We start from the raw sequence: 19,953 nt of genomic DNA, 5'->3' as shown, positions 1-19,953 counted from the left end.
CCGAAGGTGACGGATTCTCAAGTTTGTGATCTTCACGTGATCTGCGCGGCATGGACTTGTGACAGATGATCGTGTGCCGATACGTTCACCATCGGTGCGGTATCCCGGCGTGGCCTGCCGCGCCGGTCAGTGCTGTCGCGCGAAAGGCTTCCGCATGCTCTCCGGGAACGGTCGTCACCGTCGCCCTCGTCAGGCTCCGGCCTTCGTCGTCGCGGCCGGAGTGACCGGCTCCGCGATCGCCATCCCGCTGCTCGGCGCCACCGGCGCGAGCGCCGCCGACGGCTCCACATGGGACCGGGTCGCCGAGTGCGAGAGCGGCGGCTCGTGGAGCGCCAGCACCGGCAACGGGTACTTCGGCGGGCTGCAGATCTCGCAGCAGGACTGGGACGGACACGGCGGTCTTGAGTATGCGACGACCCCGGACCAGGCCAGCCGTTCGCAGCAGATAGCCGTCGCCGAGAAGATCCTCGCCGACCGGGGCACCACCCCGTGGGCGACCTGCGCCCTGCTGTCCGGGCTCACCTCGGCCTCGGGCTCCGTCGGTGTCGACACCGGCGTGACGGACGGCGGTTCGTCCGGTGCGAAGGGCTCCACGAAGTCCTCCGGTCCGTCAGATCCTCAGAAACCACTGGATTCCACCGATTCACCGGAAGGATCCGAATCCTCCGGCTCGTCCGACTCGTCCTCGCCCTCAGAACCCGCCGACCCCGCGGCGCCCGAGGCGGACGCCTCGCCGTCCGCCTCGCCCTCGCCGAGCGCGAGTGCCGGCCGCGATGCGACGGACGGCCCTACGGGTTCCGCCGAGCCCGGTGGGCCGGCCTCGTCCGAGCCCGGCGCCTCGCCGGAGGACGGCTCGCCCACGGAGAACCGCGAGTCCGCGGCCTCGGACAATTCCTGGCGCAGCGGAGGCTCCTGGAGCCTGGTCGACACCGGATCCCTCGGCGGCGGTCGCCACCGGGGCGACAGTGCGAACGAAAGCGGGGCAAGCGAGGCAAGCGGGGTAAGCGGGGCAAGCAGGACGGCTGACCAGGAGTCAGGCCCCGCCGGGCGGCACGCCTACACCGTGCGCGCCGGCGACACTCTCGCCTCCATCGCCGACTCCCTTGATGTGGACGGCGGCTGGCGTGCGCTCTACGCCGCCAACGAGAAGGCCATCGGTGCCGATCCGAACCACATCGCCCCCGGTCAGACCCTGGACGTCGGGGTCGAAACGGGCGAAAAGTAGCGGGAGCTGACGTCTCGTTTCGTGGGTGATGTCCGGTTTGCTCAAAGTGTGGGATGAGTCTCAGAAGCCCTGATCGTCTTTGAAATTCCGGCGATCGCATGCCTACGGTCATGACCGCTCGCCACCGCGAGCCCCGGCTGCCGCAACGCCGAGTCCTGCCAGCGGCCGTACGGGAACAGTCGTCGCGTCAAGCGCCGTAGGCAGGAGCGGGGGACCCAAGGTAAGTGCCGTGCCGGTCGGTTGACCGAAGCGGCTCGGGGTGAAGCCACGCCTCCACACGGAGACGTGGCCGGGCAACTCAACCGGCCCGAACCCGACAGCTCACCTCGCAGGCGTCGGTGAGGGGATCCATCCATGCTGTTCTTCGGCAAGGGCAAGCGTCGTCGTACGTCCAAGGTCACCCGTGTCGTGGCGCTCGCCGGTGTCACCGGCGCCGCAGTCGCCGCCCCGCTGATGGCGGCCGGCAGCGCCTCCGCCGCCACCGCCTCCGAGTGGGACACCGTCGCCCAGTGCGAGTCCGGCGGCAACTGGTCCATCAACACCGGCAACGGCTACTACGGCGGCCTGCAGTTCTCGGCCTCCACCTGGGCCGCGTACGGCGGCACGCAGTACGCGGGCACCGCCGACAGGGCCAGCAAGTCGCAGCAGATAGCGATCGCCGAGAAGGTTCTCGCGGGCCAGGGCAAGGGTGCCTGGCCGGTCTGCGGCAAGGGCCTGTCCGGCGCCGCCTACGCCGGCGGCTCCGCGTCCGGCGGCAACACCGGCTCCTCGAACACCACCACGGGCAGCGGTTCCTCGAACACCGGCACCGGCACCGGTTCTTCGAACACCGGCACCGGCACCGGTTCTTCGAATGCCGGCACCGACCGCTCCACCGAGCGGCAGTCCGCCTCCCGCTCCGCCGACCGGCCGGCCGCGAACAAGACGGTCACCACCCCGACCGGCAAGACGGTCAAGAAGGGTGACGGCGAGTACAAGGTCGTCACGGGCGACACCCTCAGCTCGATCGCCGAGCGACACGGCGTCAAGGGCGGCTGGCAGAAGCTGTTCCAGCTGAACCAGGACATCGTCGAGAACGCCGACCTCATCTACCCGGGCCAGCAGCTGCACCTGAAGTGACGGCTGGTCGGTAGTCCGGCCACAGCCCCGGCGCAACGGCGCCCTCCCCCGTGGAGGGCGCCCCGGGGCCGCCCCCGTCCCCACGAACCCCCCGCCCCGACGCGTCTTCCCCCGTACGCGCCGGGGCGGGGCCTTTCCATGTCGCGGTGACCAGGCGGGCGGCGCGGGTGCGGCCGGCGGTCGAGGAGACCCGCCGCCTCCTACGCTCACCGCACCCCCTCAGTTCCCCCCGCCTTCTCGTTCCCGTCCTCTCCTCGTCGCTTTCCGTCCCCCGTCGTGCATGTCTCCTCCTGTGATGCGCCCGCGGTTTTTGCCCCGCCCTTTGTTCCGTTTGGAAACAATGTGTACCGTCAGCCTGTCGTCACCCTGTCCACGGGGCGGTCGGCGACCGGCCGCGGGCCCCGGGCCGGTTAGGCTCTAGTCGCAAGGCGCACAGCCCCGCACTTCCAGCGTCACATCCCAAGAAGGAGATGCTCGTGCCGTCCATCGACGTCGTCGTAGCCCGGGAAATCCTGGACTCCCGAGGCAATCCCACGGTCGAGGTCGAGGTCGGCCTCGACGACGGCAGCACGGGTCGTGCCGCCGTCCCGTCCGGCGCCTCCACCGGCGCCTTCGAGGCCATCGAGCTGCGCGACGGTGACCCCAACCGCTACCAGGGCAAGGGCGTCGAGAAGGCCGTCCTCGCCGTCATCGAGCAGATCGGCCCGGAGCTGGTCGGCTACGACGCCACCGAGCAGCGCCTGATCGACCAGGCCATGTTCGACCTGGACGCCACCGACAACAAGGGCTCGCTCGGCGCCAACGCCATCCTGGGCGTCTCCCTCGCCGTCGCCCACGCCGCCTCCGAGGCCAGTGACCTCCCCCTCTTCCGCTACCTGGGCGGCCCGAACGCGCACCTGCTGCCGGTGCCGATGATGAACATCCTGAACGGCGGCTCGCACGCCGACTCCAACGTGGACATCCAGGAGTTCATGATCGCCCCGATCGGCGCGGAGTCCTTCTCCGAGGCCCTGCGCTGGGGCGCCGAGGTCTACCACACCCTCAAGTCCGTCCTGAAGTCCAAGGGCCTGTCCACCGGCCTCGGCGACGAGGGCGGCTTCGCCCCGAACCTGGGCTCCAACCGCGAGGCCCTCGACCTCATCCTCGAAGCGATCAAGCAGGCCGGTTACGTGCCCGGCGAGCAGATCGCCCTGGCGCTCGACGTCGCCGCCTCCGAGTTCTACAAGGAGGGCAAGTACGTCTTCGAGGGCAAGGAGCGCTCCGCCGCCGAGATGACGGAGTACTACGAGGAGCTGGTCGCGGCCTACCCGCTCGTCTCCATCGAGGACCCGCTGTTCGAGGACGACTGGGCCGGCTGGAAGGTCATCACGGACAAGCTCGGCGACAAGGTCCAGCTCGTCGGCGACGACCTGTTCGTCACCAACCCCGAGCGGCTGGCCCGCGGCATCGAGGAGGGCAGCGCCAACGCCCTGCTGGTCAAGGTCAACCAGATCGGCTCCCTGACCGAGACCCTGGACGCCGTCGAGCTGGCCCAGCGCAACGGCTTCAAGTGCATGATGTCCCACCGCTCCGGCGAGACCGAGGACGTCACCATCGCCGACCTGGCCGTCGCCACCAACTGCGGCCAGATCAAGACCGGCGCCCCGGCCCGCTCCGAGCGCGTCGCCAAGTACAACCAGCTGCTGCGCATCGAGGAGATCCTCGACGACGCCGCGGTGTACGCGGGCCGCAGCGCGTTCCCGCGTTTCAAGGGCTGACCCGGTCAGGATCAGGGCTCAGCCAGTCGTACGTACGTCCCCGTACCCGGTCCCGTACCGTGTCCGGGGACGTACGCGCGTATGACGCACGCAGGCAAGGGGAGGCGGGAGATGGCCGCGAAGGACCGGGACCGGTTCTCCACCGCGACCAGGCTGCGGCTGCTGGGGGAGCAGACGGCGGCCCGGGTCTACCGCTCCCAGACCCGCCGCCAGGCCCGCCGCTCCCGGCTCACCGGCCGGGCCGCGCTGCTCGCCCTGGTCCTGTGCACGATGGTGGTGGCGCTCGCCTACCCGATGCGGCAGTACGTCTCCCAGCGGGCCGAGATCGCCGACCTGGAGCGGCAGCAGCGGCAGGCCAGGGAGCGGGTCGAGCAACTGCGCGACCTCAAGGCGCGCTGGCAGGACGACGCGTACGCGGAGCAGCAGATCCGGCAGCGGCTGCACTATGTGATGCCCGGCGAGACCGGCTACGTCGTGATCGACCCGAACGCGGCCAAGCAGGCCCGCGCCGACCACGAGGCCGCCCACCGTCCCTGGTACGCCAACGTCTGGGACGGCGTCGACAAGTCCGACGCCTCCGATCAGTGAACCGACAGAAAGACACCCTGAACACAGTCATGGAAACGCCTCCGCCGCGCACTGCGCGCACCGAGCCCACCGACGCGGACGTCGCGGCCTTCGAGCAGCAGCTCGGCCGACCGCCCCGGGGGCTGCGCGCGATCGCCCACCGCTGCCCGTGCGGGCAGCCGGACGTCGTGGAGACGGCCCCGCGGCTGCCGGACGGCACCCCCTTCCCGACGCTGTACTACCTGACGTGCCCGCGCGCCTCCTCGGCGATCGGCACCCTGGAGGCGAACGGCGTCATGAAGGAGATGACGGACCGCCTCGCCGCCGACCCCGAGCTGGCCGCCGCCTACCGTGCCGCGCACGAGGACTACATCCGGCGCCGGGACGCGATCGAGGAGCTGACCGGCTTCCCGAGCGCCGGCGGCATGCCGGACCGGGTGAAGTGCCTGCACGTCCTGGTCGCCCACGCGCTGGCCGCGGGGCCCGGGGTGAACCCCCTGGGTGACGAGGCGATCGCCCTGCTGCCCGAGTGGTGGCGCAAGGGACCGTGCGTGACGGTCCCCTCGAAGGACACCGACCACATCCCGGAGGGGGAGAACCAGTGACCCGCGTGGCCGCCGTCGACTGCGGTACGAACTCGATCCGGTTGCTCGTCGCCGACGCCGCCGTGTCCGAGGGCGCCTTGGGCGCTGGGACGACGGGCGAACTCGTCGACCTGGACCGGCGGATGACCATCGTGCGGCTCGGCCAGGGCGTCGACCGCACCGGCCGGCTCGCCCCCGAGGCCCTGGAGCGGACGTTCGCCGCCTGCCGGGAGTACGCGGCGATCATCAAGGAGCACGGCGCCGAGCGGCTGCGGTTCGTGGCCACGTCCGCCTCCCGGGACGCGGAGAACCGGGACGAGTTCGTGCGGGGTGTGCTGGACATCCTGGGCGTGGAGCCCGAAGTGATCACCGGGGACCAGGAGGCGGAGTTCTCCTTCACGGGGGCCACCGCGGAGCTGACGGGCCGCACCGACCTCGCCCGGCCCTACCTGGTGGTGGACATCGGCGGCGGCTCGACCGAGTTCGTGGTCGGCGACGAGCGGGTGCGCGCGGCGCGCTCCGTCGACGTCGGCTGTGTGCGGATGACCGAGCGGCACCTGGTGCGCGACGGCGTGGTGAGCGACCCGCCCACCGAGGCGCAGATCGCCGCCATGCGGGCCGACATCGAGGCGGCGCTCGACCTCGCCGAGGAGACGGTCCCGCTGCGCGAGGCGCACACGCTCGTGGGGCTCGCGGGGTCCGTGACCACCGTGTCGGCGATCGCGCAGGAACTGCCCGCATACGACTCCGCCCGCATCCACCACTCCCGGATCTCCCGCGACCGGGTCGCCGAGATCACCGGGTGGCTGCTGCGCTCCACGCACGCGCAGCGGGCCGCGATCCCGTCCATGCACCCGGGACGCGTCGACGTCATCGGCGCGGGCGCCCTGGTCCTCCTGGCCCTCATGGACCGCACCGCCACCCCCGAGATCATCGTCAGCGAACACGACATCCTCGACGGCATCGCCTGGTCTTTGGCCTGACCGCCTACAGGTTGCGGTACACGTCCCGCCGGTCGCCCACCTTGACCACGAGAACGACGAGTTCACCGTCGTTGATCTGGTAGGCGACCCGGTAGCTTCCGACCCGGAGCCGGTAGAGCCCGGACGGGCCGGTGAGCTTCTTGACGTCGGCGTCCTGGCGGTACGGGTCGTCACCGAGTGCGGTCAGCGCGGTCAGGATGCGCATGGCGTCGGGCCGGCTGATGGCCCGGAGCTGCCGTTGCGCCGCCGCGGTGAACCGGAAGGCGTACTTCACGCCGCCTCGCCGTCCTGTTCGGTGAACAGGTCTGCCAGCAGTTCCGCCATCGTCACTGTGGGACCGCCCTCGGCCAGGACCGCTTCGGCTTCGCGAGCCAGCATGACGTCGGCCGCTTCCTCCAGAGCTTCGAAGTCCGCGATCGGGACTACGGCGGCCACCGGAGCGCCGTTGCGCGTGATGACGGTCGGAACGCCTTCCTCGGCCCGGTTGATGTGGTCGGCGAGGTGCGCGCGGGCTTCCCGTACGGTCACGGTGTTCTCAGTCATGAGGTTAGTGTACGCATTCGCGTGTACACATGCCCGGTTCGGAGAGTCGCGTTCGGTGAGCGATCCTCGACGGCATCGCCTGGTCTTTGGTGTAGCCCTTCTTTCGCTCGTCGGGTGTACTCCGGTGAGCGGTGGGGGTGACGTCTGAGCGGGTCGGGGGCGGTGTGGTGGGGCGGTCGGCGACACGCCGCCCAGAAAGTTCGTGAAGTTCTTCACAAGGATTTGCCGCCCGGTGGCGGGCCGAATGGGGCCGGTCGGCCCTTTGCGGGGCTCAACGGCCCTGCGACCATGCTCAGGAGAGCGATATGAAGGGGTCACGCGGCGGTGCCGAAAAGGGGTCGGCCATGCCCTCCGCGGGCCCGGACGGGCAGCTCACGCGGCATTGACAACGGCCCGTATCGGACACGGGTTCCCCCGTTCCGTCATGACCTCGGTCACGCGGGCCGCGCAGTTTACCACAGGGGCCGTCGGAGCTTGTGAAGGGGCGCACGAGCCACCCCCCGAGGGCGGGTGGATACTCGATGCCATGAGCACCACGGAGCGTCCCAGGATCCTCGTAGTAGGCGGTGGGTACGTAGGCCTGTACGCGGCTCGGCGCATCCTCAAGAAGATGCGCTACGGCGAAGCGACCGTCACGGTCGTCGACCCCCGGTCGTACATGACCTACCAGCCCTTCCTTCCCGAAGCCGCCGCCGGCAGCATCTCCCCTCGCCATGTCGTCGTCCCCCTGCGACGCGTGCTGCCGAAGGCGGAGGTGCTCACCGGCCGGGTCACCACCATCGACCAGGACCGCAAGGTCGCCACCGTCGCCCCGCTGGTCGGCGAGGCGTACGAGCTGCCCTTCGACTACCTGGTGATCGCGCTCGGCGCGGTCTCCCGCACCTTCCCGATCCCCGGCCTCGCCGAGCAGGGCATCGGCATGAAGGGCATCGAGGAGTCCATCGGCCTGCGCAACCACGTCCTCGAACAGCTCGACAAGGCCGACTCCACGACCGACGAGGACATCCGCCGCAAGGCGCTCACGTTCGTCTTCGTCGGCGGCGGCTTCGCGGGCGCGGAGACCATCGGCGAGGTCGAGGACATGGCCCGGGACGCGGCCAAGTACTACACCAACGTCTCCCGCGAGGACATGCGGTTCATCCTCGTCGACGCCGCCGACAAGATCCTCCCCGAGGTCGGCCCCAAGCTGGGCCAGTACGGCAAGGAGCACCTGGAGAGCCGCGGCGTGGAGATCTACCTCTCCACCTCCATGGACTCCTGCGTCGACGGCCACGTGGTGCTCAAGAACGGCCTGGAGGTCGACTCCAACACCGTCGTGTGGACCGCCGGCGTCAAGCCGAACCCGGCCCTGGCCCGCTACGGCCTGCCCCTCGGCCCGCGCGGCCACGTGGACACCGCGCCCACGCTCCAGGTGCAGGGCACCGACTACATCTGGGCCGCCGGCGACAACGCCCAGGTGCCCGACCTGGTCGGCCGCAAGGCCGGCAACCCGAACGCCTGGTGCCCGCCCAACGCCCAGCACGCGCTGCGTCAGGCCAAGGTGCTCGGCGACAACGTCATCTCCGCCATGCGGGGCTTCAAGCAGAAGGACTACGCGCACGCCAACAAGGGTGCGGTGGCCGGCCTCGGCCTCCACAAGGGCGTCGCGATGATCGTCGTCGGCAAGATGAAGATCAAGGTCAAGGGCCGGCTCGCCTGGTACATGCACCGCGGCTACCACGGTCTGGCCATGCCGACCTGGAACCGCAAGATCCGCATCTTTGCCGACTGGACCCTCAGCATGTTCCTCAAGCGCGAGGTCGTCTCCCTCGGCGCCATGCAGAACCCCCGCGAGGAGTTCTACGAGGCCGCCAAGCCGGCGCCGGTCGCCGCCGCCGCGGTCTCGGCCTCGGCCGACAAGGCCGAGGCGAAGGCCAAGGCCTCCTGACCGGGGCTCCGTCCAGCCGCCCGAAGGGGCCGCCCGCCATCCGTGGTGCGGGCGGCCCCTTCGGCATGCGGGCCGCGGAGCGCCGGTTCGACGGTTGAACCGGCGAACCGGCGGAAACAAGCCGTACACCCACGCGTCGTGGATTGGCTACGCTCATGGCGTGCGGCGCGCGGCCCAACGGGGGGTCGGGGGAGGGGGCGGCACGGTGACCGAGGGGCTGGACGGGACCCACGAGCGGGCCCGGGACACGGACGGCGACACCCGGCCGGCCATCCAGCGCAGGATACGCGGCGAGGTCGTCGACGCCCTGCAGAGCGTCCGGTCGATGCCCTACGACTCCTTCCGCGCCCTGCTGCAGGACGAGTTGGCCGACGAGACCGGACGGCCCTTCGCGCTGGGCGACCTGCCGGACTGGCGCATGTGGTGCCGCGCCCTGACCCGTGCCTGCACCCGCGACGGGGAACCCTGTCTGCTGCCCGGCCTCGCGAGGGTCGTCCAGGACCTCGACCAGGACGGCCCGCCGGCCCTGGCCCTGCACCGGGCGGCCGACGAATGGACCGCCGCGAGCGCCCTCGGCCGGTTCGTGCCCCACTGGACCTGGCTCAGGCTGGAGTTGAACGGCCGCCCCGAGGACGACCTCGGGGACCTGCTGCGCGCCGCCACCGACGGGCGGATGACACGGCCCCCGGACCACTGCACGAGCGTATGGGATCTGTTCCTGTACCTCGTCGGGCAGGCCGCCAGGCCCGGCGGGGTGCCGCCCTGGACCGTGCTGCTGGACCGGGTGGCCCGCGAGCGCGGCCCCCGCACCCGGCGCGACCTGCCCAAGCTGACCCGGCACAGCGTCCTGGACCTCGGCGGCCCGGAGCTGGCCGACCGGCTCGACAAGGACCGCTGGGCCCGCCGGGCACCGGCCGCCCTGCCCCGCTCCGCCGTCGACTACCTGCTCATCGGCATCGCCCCCGACCCGCTGACCACCGACTGGTACACGGTGTCGTACTGGCTGCAGTCCCCCGACGAGCACGGCCGGCTGGTGACCACCCCGGGCCGCGCGGTGCGCCGGGTGCGGCTGACGGCCGCCGCGCTGCTGGCGCCCGGACCCGCCGGGGCACGCGACGAGCGGGCCGCGGCGCTCCGTGAGGAGCAACTGGCCGCCCTGGAGGAGGCCGTCAACGAGATCGTCTCGCTCGTCGAGGTCGAGGAGGGCGCCCGTGGCCGGGGCGCCGATCTGCGCCTTGAGTTCGTACTGCCGCTGGAACTGCTCAACCTCCCGGTGCACTGGTGGTCCACGGGGCGCGGCGGCGCGCGGGCCAAGCTCGCCGCCCGCTACGAGGTGGTGCTGCGCAGCCTCGACCGGCTGCGCAACCAGGGCTGGTACCGGGAGTGGATCAGACGCTGGCAGCGGCTGCAGAGCGGCTCCGACTGCCGGCCCGTGTTCATGACCGCCGAGAGCTTCCCGGCCGACGCCCGCGATGTGTCCGGGCTGGTCGCGCAGCTCAACGACGAGCGGTACGTGGCGGTGATGCTCAGCGAACCGCCGGACCCCTGGCGCCCACGCGGCCCGCACGAGGCCGCGGCCGCGCTGTCGTCGGGGCTGCCGGTGCTGGTGTGGCACCGCACCGAGGAGACGAACGTCGAGATCACACAGTCGGTCAACCAGTTGCTGCGGGGGCGCCTGCCCGACCTGCCCGCCCGGGTCGCCGCCGCCCGCCGGCAGGTACTGGTGGAGACCCCCGAGGCCAACCCGGTGACCGAGCATCTGGCCGTCCTGTGGGACGACCCCGGACGCAACCCGCTCGCTCCCGGCGAGCCCGTGGCACCGGGGGCCCTGTAGGCACGGGGGCCCTGTGGACAAGGGAGAGGGGAGCGCGTGTTGGACACCGAACCGTGGTGGATCTACCGGGGGACCGGACGGCCCCCGGACCCCGGACAGCAGGGACAGCCGGGACAGCCGGGACAGCCCGAGCCGCCCCTGCCCGCGCCCCCGCCCTGGCGCCGTCCCGACGCCCCGCCCGGCGCCGCGGTCGACCTCGGCCCGGACGGGCTCGCGCTGGTCAACGCCGCCCTGCTGTGGCGCCGTCCGCTGCTCGTCACCGGCCCGCCCGGCGCGGGCAAGAGCACCCTCGCCCGGCAACTCGCCCGGGAACTGGGCCTCGGGCCCGTGCTGCGCTGGTGGATCACCAGCACCACTTCGCTGCGCGAGGGCCTGTACGAGCACGACACCACCGGTCGGCTGTGCGCCGCCGCGGCCCGGCGGGAGGACCCCGGCGCGGGCGCCTTCGTCCGGCTGGGGCCGCTGGGCACCGCGCTGCTGCCGCGCGAGCGGCCCCGGGTGCTGCTGGTCGAGAACCTGGACCGCAGCGACGTCGCCCTCTGCGAGGCGGTGCAGGACGTCCTGGAGGAAGGGGCGTTCGACGTCGCCGAGTTACGGGACGTGCCCGCGGCGACGGTCGGCACCGCCGACGGGCCGGGCGCCGCGGCGGAGATCGCCCACGGCCGGGTGGCGTGCGGCGACGGATACCCCGTGGTGGTGATCACGGCCGCGGACGAGGACGTACTGCCGCGGGCGTTCACCGGCCGCTGCGTTCCGCTGCGGCTGTCCGCGACGCCCGACCCCGACCGGCTCGCGGAGACCTGGCTGCCGCCCGAGACCGCCGGCGCGGGCGCCCGCGCCGCCCTGCGCGTCCTGGAAGGCATGGAACCCGGCCAGGCCCCCGGCGCACGCCCCCTCCTGGACGCGATGTGGCTCGCGCAGACCCGGCACTCGGCGGGTGGACCCACGCCCGAGGGGGAATACCCCGGACAGACGGCCCTGGACGCCCTGTTGCGCCGGGCCGCATGGGGGGAGACCCGATGACAACGCCCACCTCCACCACCCGAACCCCGAGCCAGGCGCCGACGGGCACTGCGGAGCCCGGCGGCGGGCGGTGCGTGTCGGGCGCGCCGGCTCGGGCCGGTGGTGGGGTGGCGGACGGCGGGCGTGAGCCGGTGGGCGTGGCGGGACCGCACTCGGCCGTGGCGGTCCACGGGCGGCGAGTCCCACCGAGCCCCCACGGCGCCCCCGCGACCGGCAAGCCCCCGACTCCGCCCGCCCCATCCGACACTCACGAGCCCTGCACGCGTTCCGGCCCGCCGGTTTCGCCCGAGCCACGAACGCACCCCGGCCCGCCGGCTTCGCCCGAGCTGCGGACACGCCCCAACCAGCCGCCTCCCACCGAGCCATACACGCGCCCCGGCCCGCCGGTTATTCCGCCCGAGCCGCCGACAGAGCCCGGGCGGTCGGTGTCGTGCACCTCGTTCCCGACGTGGCGGGCGTTGGGGAGGGGGGTGTAGTGGAGGGGGTTGATCCCGGTGGGGTGTTGGGGGTTTTGCGGGGGCTTGCCGTGTTGCCGGGGCGGCGGGACGTCGCCGTCGTGCTGGACGACGGGCCGGCCACGGACGTGTGGTGGGAGACCGCGCGGGAGGTCGGCGCGCTGGCGCGGCGCAGCGGTGCCTTCGAGCGGGTCGCCGTGCGGCGGCCGGGCGACGGGCGGGCGTTGCCGCGCGCGCCGGGCCGGGTCACGCTGCTGCTCACCGACGGCTGGGCGGGCGGCTGGACGACGGGCCGTACCGACGGACTGCTGGCCCGCTGGGCGGCGGACGGACCGGTGGCCGTCGTACAGCTGCTGCCGCGCACCCTGTGGGACCGCACCCGGCTCACCACCTGGCCCGCCTTCCTGCGGCCCGGCGCACCCGGCGCCCGCGCCCACCGGCTGCGCTGCCGGGTGCGGGGCATCCGGCCCGGCAGCGCGGGCCGGGCCGCGCCGGGCGCCCCCGTGCCGGTGCCCGTCCTGGAGCTGGCCGCGCCCGAACTCGCCCGCTGGACCGGCATGCTGACCTCCCGGACGCCCGGCTGGACCGCGCTCCCGGTCACCTTCGCCGGCCGCGCCACGGCCCCCGCCCCGCCCCGTCCGCCGCTGACCGCCCCGCGCGCGCCCGCCGACCTGGTCGACGGCCTGCGCCGGTGGGCCCCGCCCGAGGTCTTCGAGCTGGGCGTGCTGCTCGCCGCCGTACCGCTGACCGGGCCGCTGATCCACCGGGTGCGGCGGCTGTGCCCGGCCGCCGCGGGACCGCACGCCCTGGCCCAGCTGTTCGCCTACGGTCTGCTGCGGCCGGTCGCGGCACCGCACCGGGCCACCGGCGCCCAGCGGGTGCGCTTCGACTTCGTGCCCGGCGTACGCGAGGAACTGCTGGCCTACGTCCGGCAGGAGGACCTGCGGCGCCTGGTGCGGACGGCCACCGCGGCGCTGGGGCCGCGCTCCCGTCCGCTGTGGGACCTGCCCCGGCTGATCGACGATCCCACGGCGCCGCTGCGCGTCCCGGTCGGCACGGACAGTGTGCCGTGGCTGACCGCGCAGAAGGCCGTCCTGGGCGCCCTGTCGGGCCCCAGCCTGGAACCGGCCCGGCGGATCGGTCAGGCGCTGGCCGAGCACGCGCCGGTGCCCTCGGCACCCCTGTCGCCGTCACCGGCCCGGACGCCGGCCGCGGGGCCGGTCACCCGGCAGCCCCGGGCATCGGGCCAGAGCGTCATCCCTCAGCACGTCACACCGGAAATACGGAAACGTCAGCAAACGCAGGAAACGCGGGAAACGCGGGAAACGCGGGAAACGCGGGAAACGCGGGAAACGCGGGAAATTCAGCGAACTCCGCGAACTCTGCAAACTCTGGACATTCGGGAAAGGGGCCAGGAGATGGTCGAGGCCAGCCGGCCGCGGAGCGGTACGCGGTCGGGCAGCACCCCGGTGGTGTGGGGCAACGTCCCGCCGCAGAACGCCAACTTCATCGGCCGTGAGGACCTCCTGGAGAACCTCCACCGCCGGCTGCAACGGGAGCGCGCCACCGCCGTGCTGCCCAACGCCCTGCACGGCATGGGCGGCGTCGGGAAGTCCGCGCTCGTCGTCGAGTACCTGTACCGCAGGCTCGGCGAGTACGACGTCATCTGGTGGATCCCCGCCGAGCGCAGCACCCAGATCCAGCGCTCCCTGGCCGAACTGGCGGTGCGCCTCGGCCTGCGGACCAGCGGCGAGGCGGGCACGGCCGTACCCGCCGTCCTGGAGGCGCTGCGCCGCGGCGAGCCGTACGAGGACTGGCTGCTGGTCTTCGACAACGCGGAGAGCCCGGAGAGCGTCCGCGGCTACTTCCCGGCCGGCGGCACCGGCAACATCCTCGTCACCTCCCGCAACCCGCAGTGGTCGCACGTCGCGCGCCCGCTGGAGGTCGACGTGTTCGCGCGCACGGAGAGCGTGCAGCTGCTGCGCCGCCGCGGACCCGAACTCACCGGCGCCGAGGCCGACCGGCTCGCCGACGCCCTCGGCGACCTGCCGCTCGCGGTGGAGCAGGCCGCCGCCTGGCTCGCCGAGACCGGGATGACGGCGGACGAATACCTGCGGCTGTTCGACGAGAAACGGATCGAACTCCTCGACGAGACCGAGGCACCGGACTACAACGCCCCGGTGATCGCCGCCTGGAACGTCTCCCTGGACCAGTTGGAGGCCAAGAACCCGGCGGCCCTGCAACTGCTCCAGGTGTGCTCCTTCTGCGCTCCGGAACCGATCCCGCGGCGGCTGTTCAACCGGCTGCGGGACCGTTCCATCGCCCCGGAGCTGGACACGGCGCTGCGCGACCCGATCAAGCAGGCCCAGGCCATCCGGGAGATCGGCCGCTACTCGCTGGCCCGTATGGACCACCGCGCCAACTCCGTCCAGATGCACCGGCTGGTGCAGATGGCCCTGCAGGCCCGGATGACCGACGAGGAACAGGAGCGGATGCGGCGCGGCGCCCACCAGCTGCTGGTCGCCAACGACCCGGAGGACCCGGAGAACGCCGGTGAGTGGGACCGCTACGGCGAGCTGACCCCGCACGTCATGGCCTCCGACGCGCTGCACTCGGAGGACCCCTGGGTGCGCGCGCTCATCATCAACGAGGTCAAGTACCTGTGCCGGTGGGGCGACTACGAGACGGGCAGCGACCTGGCCGGCCGGGCGCACGGCATCTGGAGGGAACGCTTCGGAGCCGACGACGTGCAGACGCTCGGCGTGGCCAAGTGGCTGAGCGTGCTGAACTTCTCGCGTGGCCGGTACCAGGACGCGGCGCGGCTGAACACCGAGGTGCTGGAGGCCTACCGGCGTACCGTCGGCGAGGATCACCAGGACACCCTGGACGCCCTCGGCAACGTCGCCATCGACTACCGGGTGCAGGGGGAGTTCGGCGTCGCGCTTGAGCTGTCGGAGTCGGTCCACGAACGGTATCTGCGGCTCAACGGCGAGGACGACCCCGAGACCCTGCGCGCCGCCCACAACGTGGGGGTGAGCCTGCGCCTGGCCGGGCTGTTCGAGCGGGCCCGGCGGCTGGACGAGGAGACCTGGAACCACAAGGTGCGGATGTTCGGCGTCGACCACGCGGTGAGCCTGGTGACCTGGCTCGGGCTGATCGTCGACATCCGTGAACTGGGCGACTACCACCAGGCGCTGACCTACCAGGAGGAGATCACCTCCCAGTGCCGGCGGGTGCTCAGCGTGGACAATCCGCTGACCATGTCCTGCCTGCGCCACCTCGCGGTGACCCGGCGCAAGGCGGGCCGGCACGACGAGGCGCGGCGCGCGGCCGACAGCGCCCGGCGCCGCCTGGTGACCCGGTACGGCGACCACGACCCGGAGACCCTGGCGGCCACCTTGGAGGTGACCGTGAACATGCGGCACTCGGGGGAGCTGGAGGAGGCCCGGGAGCTGGGCCTGCGCACCTTCGAGCAGTACCGGGACACGTTCGGCGCGACCCACCCGCACACCGTGGCCGCCCACGTCAACCTGGCGGTGACGGTCCGGCTGGTGGGCGACCCGGAGGGCGCCCGCGCCATCGACGAGCAGGCGCTCGCCGCACTGCGCGGGATGCTGGGCGACGACCACCCGCTGACCATGGTGTGCGCGACCAATCTGGCCAGTGACCTCTTCGCGCTGGGCGAGCCGGAGGCCGCCCGTGAACTGGACACCGAGACCCTGCGGCGCAGCACCGAGGTCTTCGACGCGGACCACCCCTCCACGCTGGCGTGCGCCGCCAACCTGGCGATGGACCTGCGCGCGACGGGCCGTACCGCGGATGCTGATGCCTTGTATGCCGATACCGCCGAACGTCTGCGGGCCGTGCTGGGGGCTGATCATCCGGCTGTGGTGCAGGCGCTGGACGTGGACCGGCGGGCCAACTGCGATATCGATCCGATGCCGTTGTGAGCCGCCGCCCGCCGGTCACCCACGCACCAGACCGGCCACACCGATCCGGGCGTCCGGCTCACCGGCCAGCGCGCGCACGAACTCGGGCCGGTCCACGAGCAGCCGCCCGGGTGGCGTGCCGCGCTCGCGCAGCGCCAGGGCGAGCCCGGCCCAGTTGGCGGGGCGGTCGAGTCCGGCGGCGTAGAGCGCGTGCGCCCGTTCCGCGTCCCCGGCCACCAGGGCGAGGTCGGCGGGTGCCGCGCCGGTCAGGGTGTCCGCGCCGTCGTGCAGCCGTGCGAAGGCCGCGGGGTCGGCGAGCCGCAGCCGGGCCAGCAGGGCGAGCACGTCGAGCCGGCAGCCCTGCGGATCCGGTTCCACCATGCCGTCGGGGGCGTCCCCGTCCGGCAGGGCGCCGCCCGTCGCCAGCGTGGCCGCCGCGGCCCGTACCGCTTCCTTGTCCGGGCGTACGTGGTGCGCCCGCCAGGCCCCCCGGTGGTGGGCGGCGGACAGGTCGGCGAGCCGCGCGGCGGGCTGCGGCACGGGCTCGTCACGCCACGGGGCGAGCGCGGCCCGCAGACCCTCGACGAGATGACGGCCCGCCGCCGTCAGCGCCGGGCGTTCGCCAAGGGCCGCCAGCACGGCCCAGGTCTGCCGTCGCCACAGGGCGAACTCGAAGTGGGCGAGGAGCGCCGCGGGTCCGGTCTCGGCCAGCCGCCGGGCCCGCCAGAACGCCGTCACCCCGGCGAACGCGTACGCCCCGTGCAGCAGCCCGACGAGCGGGCGCGGATCGTCTCGCCAGGGCGCGTGGTAGAGCCCGTCGTCGGTGCCGTCGTGCAGGGGGGCGAGCCGCATCAGCCCGTTGAGCGCCGAGTGCCGGTACTCGTGCAGCAGGGTGACCGCCAGTTCGGTGGCCGCGCCCGGCTCGTCGTCCGGATGCGGCGCCGACAGCACCACGCAACCGAAGGCGTCCGAGGAGGAGGCGCTGTGCGGGCGCAGCCGCTCCCCGTGCGGCAGCGGGACCAGCGACAGCAGGCCCGCCGACAGGGCCGCCGCGCTGTCCGGGCGGTCCCGCACGAGGATCGCCCACGCCCGCCGGGTGCGGCGCCGCCAGCCCTCGTACTCGGCGTCGGTCAGCCGCGTGGGGCGCTGCGCGTGCCCGCCGACCGGGGGCCGCCCCAGGTCGTCCAGGGCGACGTCCAGCAGTTGTCCGTCGCATTCCGCGCGCAGCCGGCGCAGCCCCGACCAGCCGGGCGCGGACGCCGCGGGGTCCCGGGGCACGCGGACGTCCCCGATCCGCATCCCGGCCGGCCCGCCGCGCACCTCGGCCGTGTCGCCGTGGGGGACGTCCGCGCGGCCCAGGCCGGGCAGCAGGACGCTGCCGTCCTCGACAGGCACCTCGATGCGGAAGGTGAGGCCCGCCAGGCTGGCCGCCGCGGCGGCCAGCCGGTGCAGACCGCCGAACTCGGCCCAGTACGGGGCGCGTCCGGCCGACTGCTGCCGCTCCGGGGCGGTCCGGGGTCCGCCGCCGGCGGTCCGCCCGGCGGCGGTCTGCCGGGTTGCGCTCTGTCCGGCGGTGGTCTGTTCGGTTGCGGTCTGTCCGGCTGTCGTGTGTCCGGCGGTGGTCTGTCCGGTCGGGGTCTGTCCGGCTGTCGTGTGTCCGGCGGTGGTGTGCCCGGCGGCTGTGTGCCCCGCCGCCGTGTGCCCGGCCGCCTGGGGGCCCGCCGCGGGCAGCGCGCGCAGGGCGTCGGCGACCCAGATCCCGGTCTGCGGGTCGAGGATCACCCGCCGGACCCGGTCGGGGTCCGTGCGCTGGGCCCGGGCCAGCAGGTCCCAGGCCGACCCGGCGGCCGGCAGCCGGCCGGCGGCGTCGGCGGCCGGGCCGCCCCGCTCCAGCAGGATCCGCAGCAGCAGCAGTCGTCTGCTGTACTCGGCCGCCAGCAGTTCCGCGGCCGCCGACGCGCTGTCCCCGGCCGAACTCAGCGCCGTGGAGCAGGTCGGGGACAGCCGGTGGTGTCTTGGTGCCACGTCCGGTTCAGCTTCCCTGGCTGCCTGCGACGGAGCTGAGGGGGCGTTGGACGTCGTGCAGCAGCGCGGTGACGGCCGGCCGCAGTGTCGGGTGATCGAGGGCGGGCAGGTCGTCGATCAGCGTGCCGTTGAGGTCGGGGAGCCAGGGCCTGGCATCGAGGGCGACTTCCCCCGCCGGCGCTTCGGAATTCATGGAGGGATGGTGTCATACACCCTCGCGGGGCGCTTCTCAAACGACCGGCCCGGACGGTGTGTCGGGGGCCTGCCCCGCACGTCCAGGCCCGGCCCGATGCGCCTATCGGGTGTCCTGTGGACGAACGGCGGCGTCGGTATGGCGGCCGTGTGACGGTACGGGCATGGTGACGGCGGTGACGGCGGCCGGGGAATGACGTCGACGGGCCCGATCGTTGCCTGAGGTGACCGAATGCGTGGCCGATTCCTTCACAGACGAATTCCCTCCCGGAGGTGTGCATCATGGCCGACGCCGCGTCGCGGCTGACGAGTCTTGCCGAGCAGTTGCTGGGAACCCCGCTCCCGGTGGGCGTCCGCGCCTGGGACGGTTCGCAGGCCGGTCCGCCGGGCGCCCCCGTCCTGGTCTTCCGCAGCCGGCGGGCCCTGCGCCGGCTGCTGTTCAAGCCGGGCGAACTGGGCCTGGCCCGGGCCTGGGTCGCGGGCGACCTGGGCGTCGACGGCGACCTCTACACGGCACTGGCGCTGATGTCCCCGCTGGTGTGGGACCGCGGGGAGGGCAACACCCGCAGCCTCGCCCAGGCGCTGCGCGACCCCGGGGTGCGGGCCGCCGCCCGCGACCTGCTGCGGCTCGCGGGGCCGCCGATCCCGCCGGCCCCGCCGCGCGAGGAGATCCGCAGGCACGGGCACCTGCACACCAAGAGAAGCGACAAGCGGGCCATCAGCCACCACTACGACGTCGGCAACGACTTCTACGAGATCGTCCTCGGCCCGTCCATGGTGTACTCGTGCGCCTACTGGGAGGAGGCCGGCACCCTGGAGTCCGCCCAGCGCGACAAGCTCGAACTCGTCTGCCGCAAGCTCGGTCTGACCCCCGGACAGCGGCTCCTCGACGTCGGCTGCGGCTGGGGCTCGATGGCGATCCACGCCGCCCGCGAGCACGGCGTCCACGTCGTCGGCGTCACCCTCTCCCAGGAGCAGGCCGCCTACGCCCGGAAACGGGTCGCCGAAGAGGGGCTGGCGAACCGGGTGGAGATCCGGGTGCAGGACTACCGGGACGTCGCCGACGGCCCCTACGACGCGATCTCCTCCATCGGCATGGCCGAGCATGTCGGCGCCGAACGGTACCTGGAGTACGCGACCGATCTGTTCGGCCTGCTCAAGCCCGGCGGACGGCTCCTGAACCACCAGATCGCCCGCCGTCCGCTGCGGGACGAATCGGCGTACCACGTGGACGCGTTCATCGACTCCTACGTCTTCCCCGACGGGGAGCTGGCCCCGCTCGGCAGCACCGTGTCGCTGCTGGAGCGGGCCGGTTTCGAAGTCCGGGACGTGGAGTCGATCCGCGAGCACTACGCGCTCACCCTGCGCCGCTGGGTGGCCCGCCTGGAGGCCGACTGGAACCGCGCGGTACGCCTCGCCGGGCCCGGCCGCGCCCGCGTCTGGCGCCTGTACATGGCGGCGTCCGCGCTGGCCTTTGAACGTAATCGCATCGGCGTCAATCAGGTTCTGGCCGTGCGTACTCCCGATTCGGGGGAGTCCGGTTTGCCGTTGCGCGCCCGCACGTGGAACTGAGGGCGCCCGGCATCTGCGAGGGTCGGGCGGGCCGCTGCGGCTCCGCAGGGTCGGCCCGGCCCCTTCGAGGGCGCCGGCGTGTTCGGCGATGGCGACTTCGGGGTGATCGATCGTGGCGGCGCGCAGGCCGACGTGGGGGGTGGTGACCTCCTCGGCCGGCGGCCACGCCATGGGCCGTTCGCTCTTGCTGAGCCGCGTGCCCCCTTCCTGGGCGAACG

The 19,953-nt window shown here is 73.0% G+C and carries 15 protein-coding genes and 1 riboswitch; of the genes, 11 read left to right on the top strand and 4 right to left on the bottom strand.

The annotated features are described in order from the left end of the window. Positions 1-154 precede the first annotated feature (154 nt). The 6 genes from ACFYTE_RS10890 (at position 155) to ACFYTE_RS10865 (ending at position 6,235) form a co-directional block, all read left to right on the top strand. Complete coding sequence (locus tag ACFYTE_RS10890) at positions 155-1,225, top strand: transglycosylase family protein (RefSeq protein ID WP_388707776.1); 1,071 nt, start codon at positions 155-157, stop codon at positions 1,223-1,225. A gap of 182 nt (positions 1,226-1,407) precedes the next feature. Continuing rightward, positions 1,408-1,575, top strand: a riboswitch (cyclic di-AMP (ydaO/yuaA leader). A 4-nt stretch (positions 1,576-1,579) separates the two neighbouring features. Beyond that, positions 1,580-2,344 carry a transglycosylase family protein gene (locus ACFYTE_RS10885; RefSeq protein ID WP_388707774.1) on the top strand — a complete coding sequence of 255 codons (765 nt, stop codon included), beginning with the start codon at positions 1,580-1,582 and terminating at the stop codon, positions 2,342-2,344. 470 nt (positions 2,345-2,814) lie between these two features. Continuing rightward, the gene (eno, locus tag ACFYTE_RS10880) at positions 2,815-4,101 is read left to right on the top strand and encodes a phosphopyruvate hydratase (RefSeq protein WP_388707772.1); all 1,287 of its coding nucleotides are present in this window, start codon (positions 2,815-2,817) and stop codon (positions 4,099-4,101) included. A gap of 111 nt (positions 4,102-4,212) precedes the next feature. After that, complete coding sequence (locus tag ACFYTE_RS10875) at positions 4,213-4,689, top strand: septum formation initiator family protein (RefSeq protein WP_388707769.1); 477 nt, start codon at positions 4,213-4,215, stop codon at positions 4,687-4,689. A gap of 29 nt (positions 4,690-4,718) precedes the next feature. Beyond that, the gene (locus ACFYTE_RS10870; protein WP_388707767.1) at positions 4,719-5,273 is read left to right on the top strand and encodes a DUF501 domain-containing protein; all 555 of its coding nucleotides are present in this window, start codon (positions 4,719-4,721) and stop codon (positions 5,271-5,273) included. Then, positions 5,270-6,235, top strand: coding sequence for an exopolyphosphatase (locus ACFYTE_RS10865; protein ID WP_388707764.1), 966 nt, complete (start codon positions 5,270-5,272; stop codon positions 6,233-6,235). Before ACFYTE_RS10870 ends, ACFYTE_RS10865 begins: the two co-directional genes overlap by 4 nt. 4 nt (positions 6,236-6,239) lie before the next feature. On the opposite strand, the gene ACFYTE_RS10860 is transcribed toward ACFYTE_RS10865, so the two are convergent. Further along, positions 6,240-6,509: a type II toxin-antitoxin system RelE/ParE family toxin gene (locus ACFYTE_RS10860; RefSeq protein WP_062774287.1), complete on the bottom strand. Its 270-nt coding sequence runs from the start codon at positions 6,507-6,509 to the stop codon at positions 6,240-6,242. Beyond that, the gene (locus ACFYTE_RS10855; RefSeq protein WP_137302729.1) at positions 6,506-6,778 is read right to left on the bottom strand and encodes a type II toxin-antitoxin system Phd/YefM family antitoxin; all 273 of its coding nucleotides are present in this window, start codon (positions 6,776-6,778) and stop codon (positions 6,506-6,508) included. Before ACFYTE_RS10855 ends, ACFYTE_RS10860 begins: the two co-directional genes overlap by 4 nt. A gap of 526 nt (positions 6,779-7,304) precedes the next feature. On the opposite strand from ACFYTE_RS10855, the gene ACFYTE_RS10850 reads away from it, so the two are divergent. The 4 genes from ACFYTE_RS10850 to fxsT all read left to right on the top strand — a co-directional run bounded on the left by ACFYTE_RS10850 (position 7,305) and on the right by fxsT (position 15,967). Further along, complete coding sequence (locus ACFYTE_RS10850; protein WP_388707761.1) at positions 7,305-8,705, top strand: NAD(P)/FAD-dependent oxidoreductase; 1,401 nt, start codon at positions 7,305-7,307, stop codon at positions 8,703-8,705. 205 nt (positions 8,706-8,910) lie between these two features. Further along, the gene (locus ACFYTE_RS10845; protein WP_388707759.1) at positions 8,911-10,539 is read left to right on the top strand and encodes a hypothetical protein; all 1,629 of its coding nucleotides are present in this window, start codon (positions 8,911-8,913) and stop codon (positions 10,537-10,539) included. Between the two features lie 36 nt (positions 10,540-10,575). Further along, positions 10,576-11,562 (top strand): AAA family ATPase, encoded by a 987-nt coding sequence (locus ACFYTE_RS10840; RefSeq protein ID WP_388707756.1) that lies wholly within the window; start codon positions 10,576-10,578, stop codon positions 11,560-11,562. Positions 11,563-12,088: 526 nt separating this feature from the next. After that, on the top strand, positions 12,089-15,967 hold the full coding sequence (gene fxsT / locus ACFYTE_RS10835) for an FxSxx-COOH system tetratricopeptide repeat protein (protein WP_388707754.1): 3,879 nt from the start codon (positions 12,089-12,091) through the stop codon (positions 15,965-15,967). 15 nt (positions 15,968-15,982) lie between these two features. On the opposite strand, the gene ACFYTE_RS10830 is transcribed toward fxsT, so the two are convergent. After that, positions 15,983-17,971 carry an aKG-HExxH-type peptide beta-hydroxylase gene (locus ACFYTE_RS10830; RefSeq protein WP_388707751.1) on the bottom strand — a complete coding sequence of 663 codons (1,989 nt, stop codon included), beginning with the start codon at positions 17,969-17,971 and terminating at the stop codon, positions 15,983-15,985. A gap of 7 nt (positions 17,972-17,978) precedes the next feature. Continuing rightward, positions 17,979-18,164 carry a hypothetical protein gene (locus tag ACFYTE_RS10825; protein ID WP_388707749.1) on the bottom strand — a complete coding sequence of 62 codons (186 nt, stop codon included), beginning with the start codon at positions 18,162-18,164 and terminating at the stop codon, positions 17,979-17,981. Between the two features lie 281 nt (positions 18,165-18,445). On the opposite strand from ACFYTE_RS10825, the gene ACFYTE_RS10820 reads away from it, so the two are divergent. Then, positions 18,446-19,735 (top strand): class I SAM-dependent methyltransferase, encoded by a 1,290-nt coding sequence (locus ACFYTE_RS10820; RefSeq protein ID WP_388707747.1) that lies wholly within the window; start codon positions 18,446-18,448, stop codon positions 19,733-19,735. Positions 19,736-19,953 lie beyond the last annotated feature (218 nt).

It is taken from the genome of Streptomyces sp. NPDC004629, from assembly GCF_042873595.1.
In the GTDB taxonomy this organism is placed as follows: domain Bacteria; phylum Actinomycetota; class Actinomycetes; order Streptomycetales; family Streptomycetaceae; genus Streptomyces.
This window is presented reverse-complemented; position numbering and strand designations above follow the sequence as displayed.

What these genes read in the sequence shown, in the direction of transcription:
- ACFYTE_RS10890 (WP_388707776.1), top strand. Translation starts at nt 155, where the DNA reads ATGCTCTCCGGGAACGGTCGTCACCGTCGCCCTCGTCAGGCTCCGGCC.
- ACFYTE_RS10885 (WP_388707774.1), top strand. Translation starts at nt 1,580, where the DNA reads ATGCTGTTCTTCGGCAAGGGCAAGCGTCGTCGTACGTCCAAGGTCACC.
- eno (WP_388707772.1), top strand. Translation starts at nt 2,815, where the DNA reads ATGCTCGTGCCGTCCATCGACGTCGTCGTAGCCCGGGAAATCCTGGAC.
- ACFYTE_RS10875 (WP_388707769.1), top strand. Translation starts at nt 4,213, where the DNA reads ATGGCCGCGAAGGACCGGGACCGGTTCTCCACCGCGACCAGGCTGCGG.
- ACFYTE_RS10870 (WP_388707767.1), top strand. Translation starts at nt 4,719, where the DNA reads ATGGAAACGCCTCCGCCGCGCACTGCGCGCACCGAGCCCACCGACGCG.
- ACFYTE_RS10855 (WP_137302729.1), bottom strand. Translation starts at nt 6,778, where the DNA reads ATGACTGAGAACACCGTGACCGTACGGGAAGCCCGCGCGCACCTCGCC.
- ACFYTE_RS10850 (WP_388707761.1), top strand. Translation starts at nt 7,305, where the DNA reads ATGAGCACCACGGAGCGTCCCAGGATCCTCGTAGTAGGCGGTGGGTAC.
- ACFYTE_RS10825 (WP_388707749.1), bottom strand. Translation starts at nt 18,164, where the DNA reads ATGAATTCCGAAGCGCCGGCGGGGGAAGTCGCCCTCGATGCCAGGCCC.
- ACFYTE_RS10820 (WP_388707747.1), top strand. Translation starts at nt 18,446, where the DNA reads ATGGCCGACGCCGCGTCGCGGCTGACGAGTCTTGCCGAGCAGTTGCTG.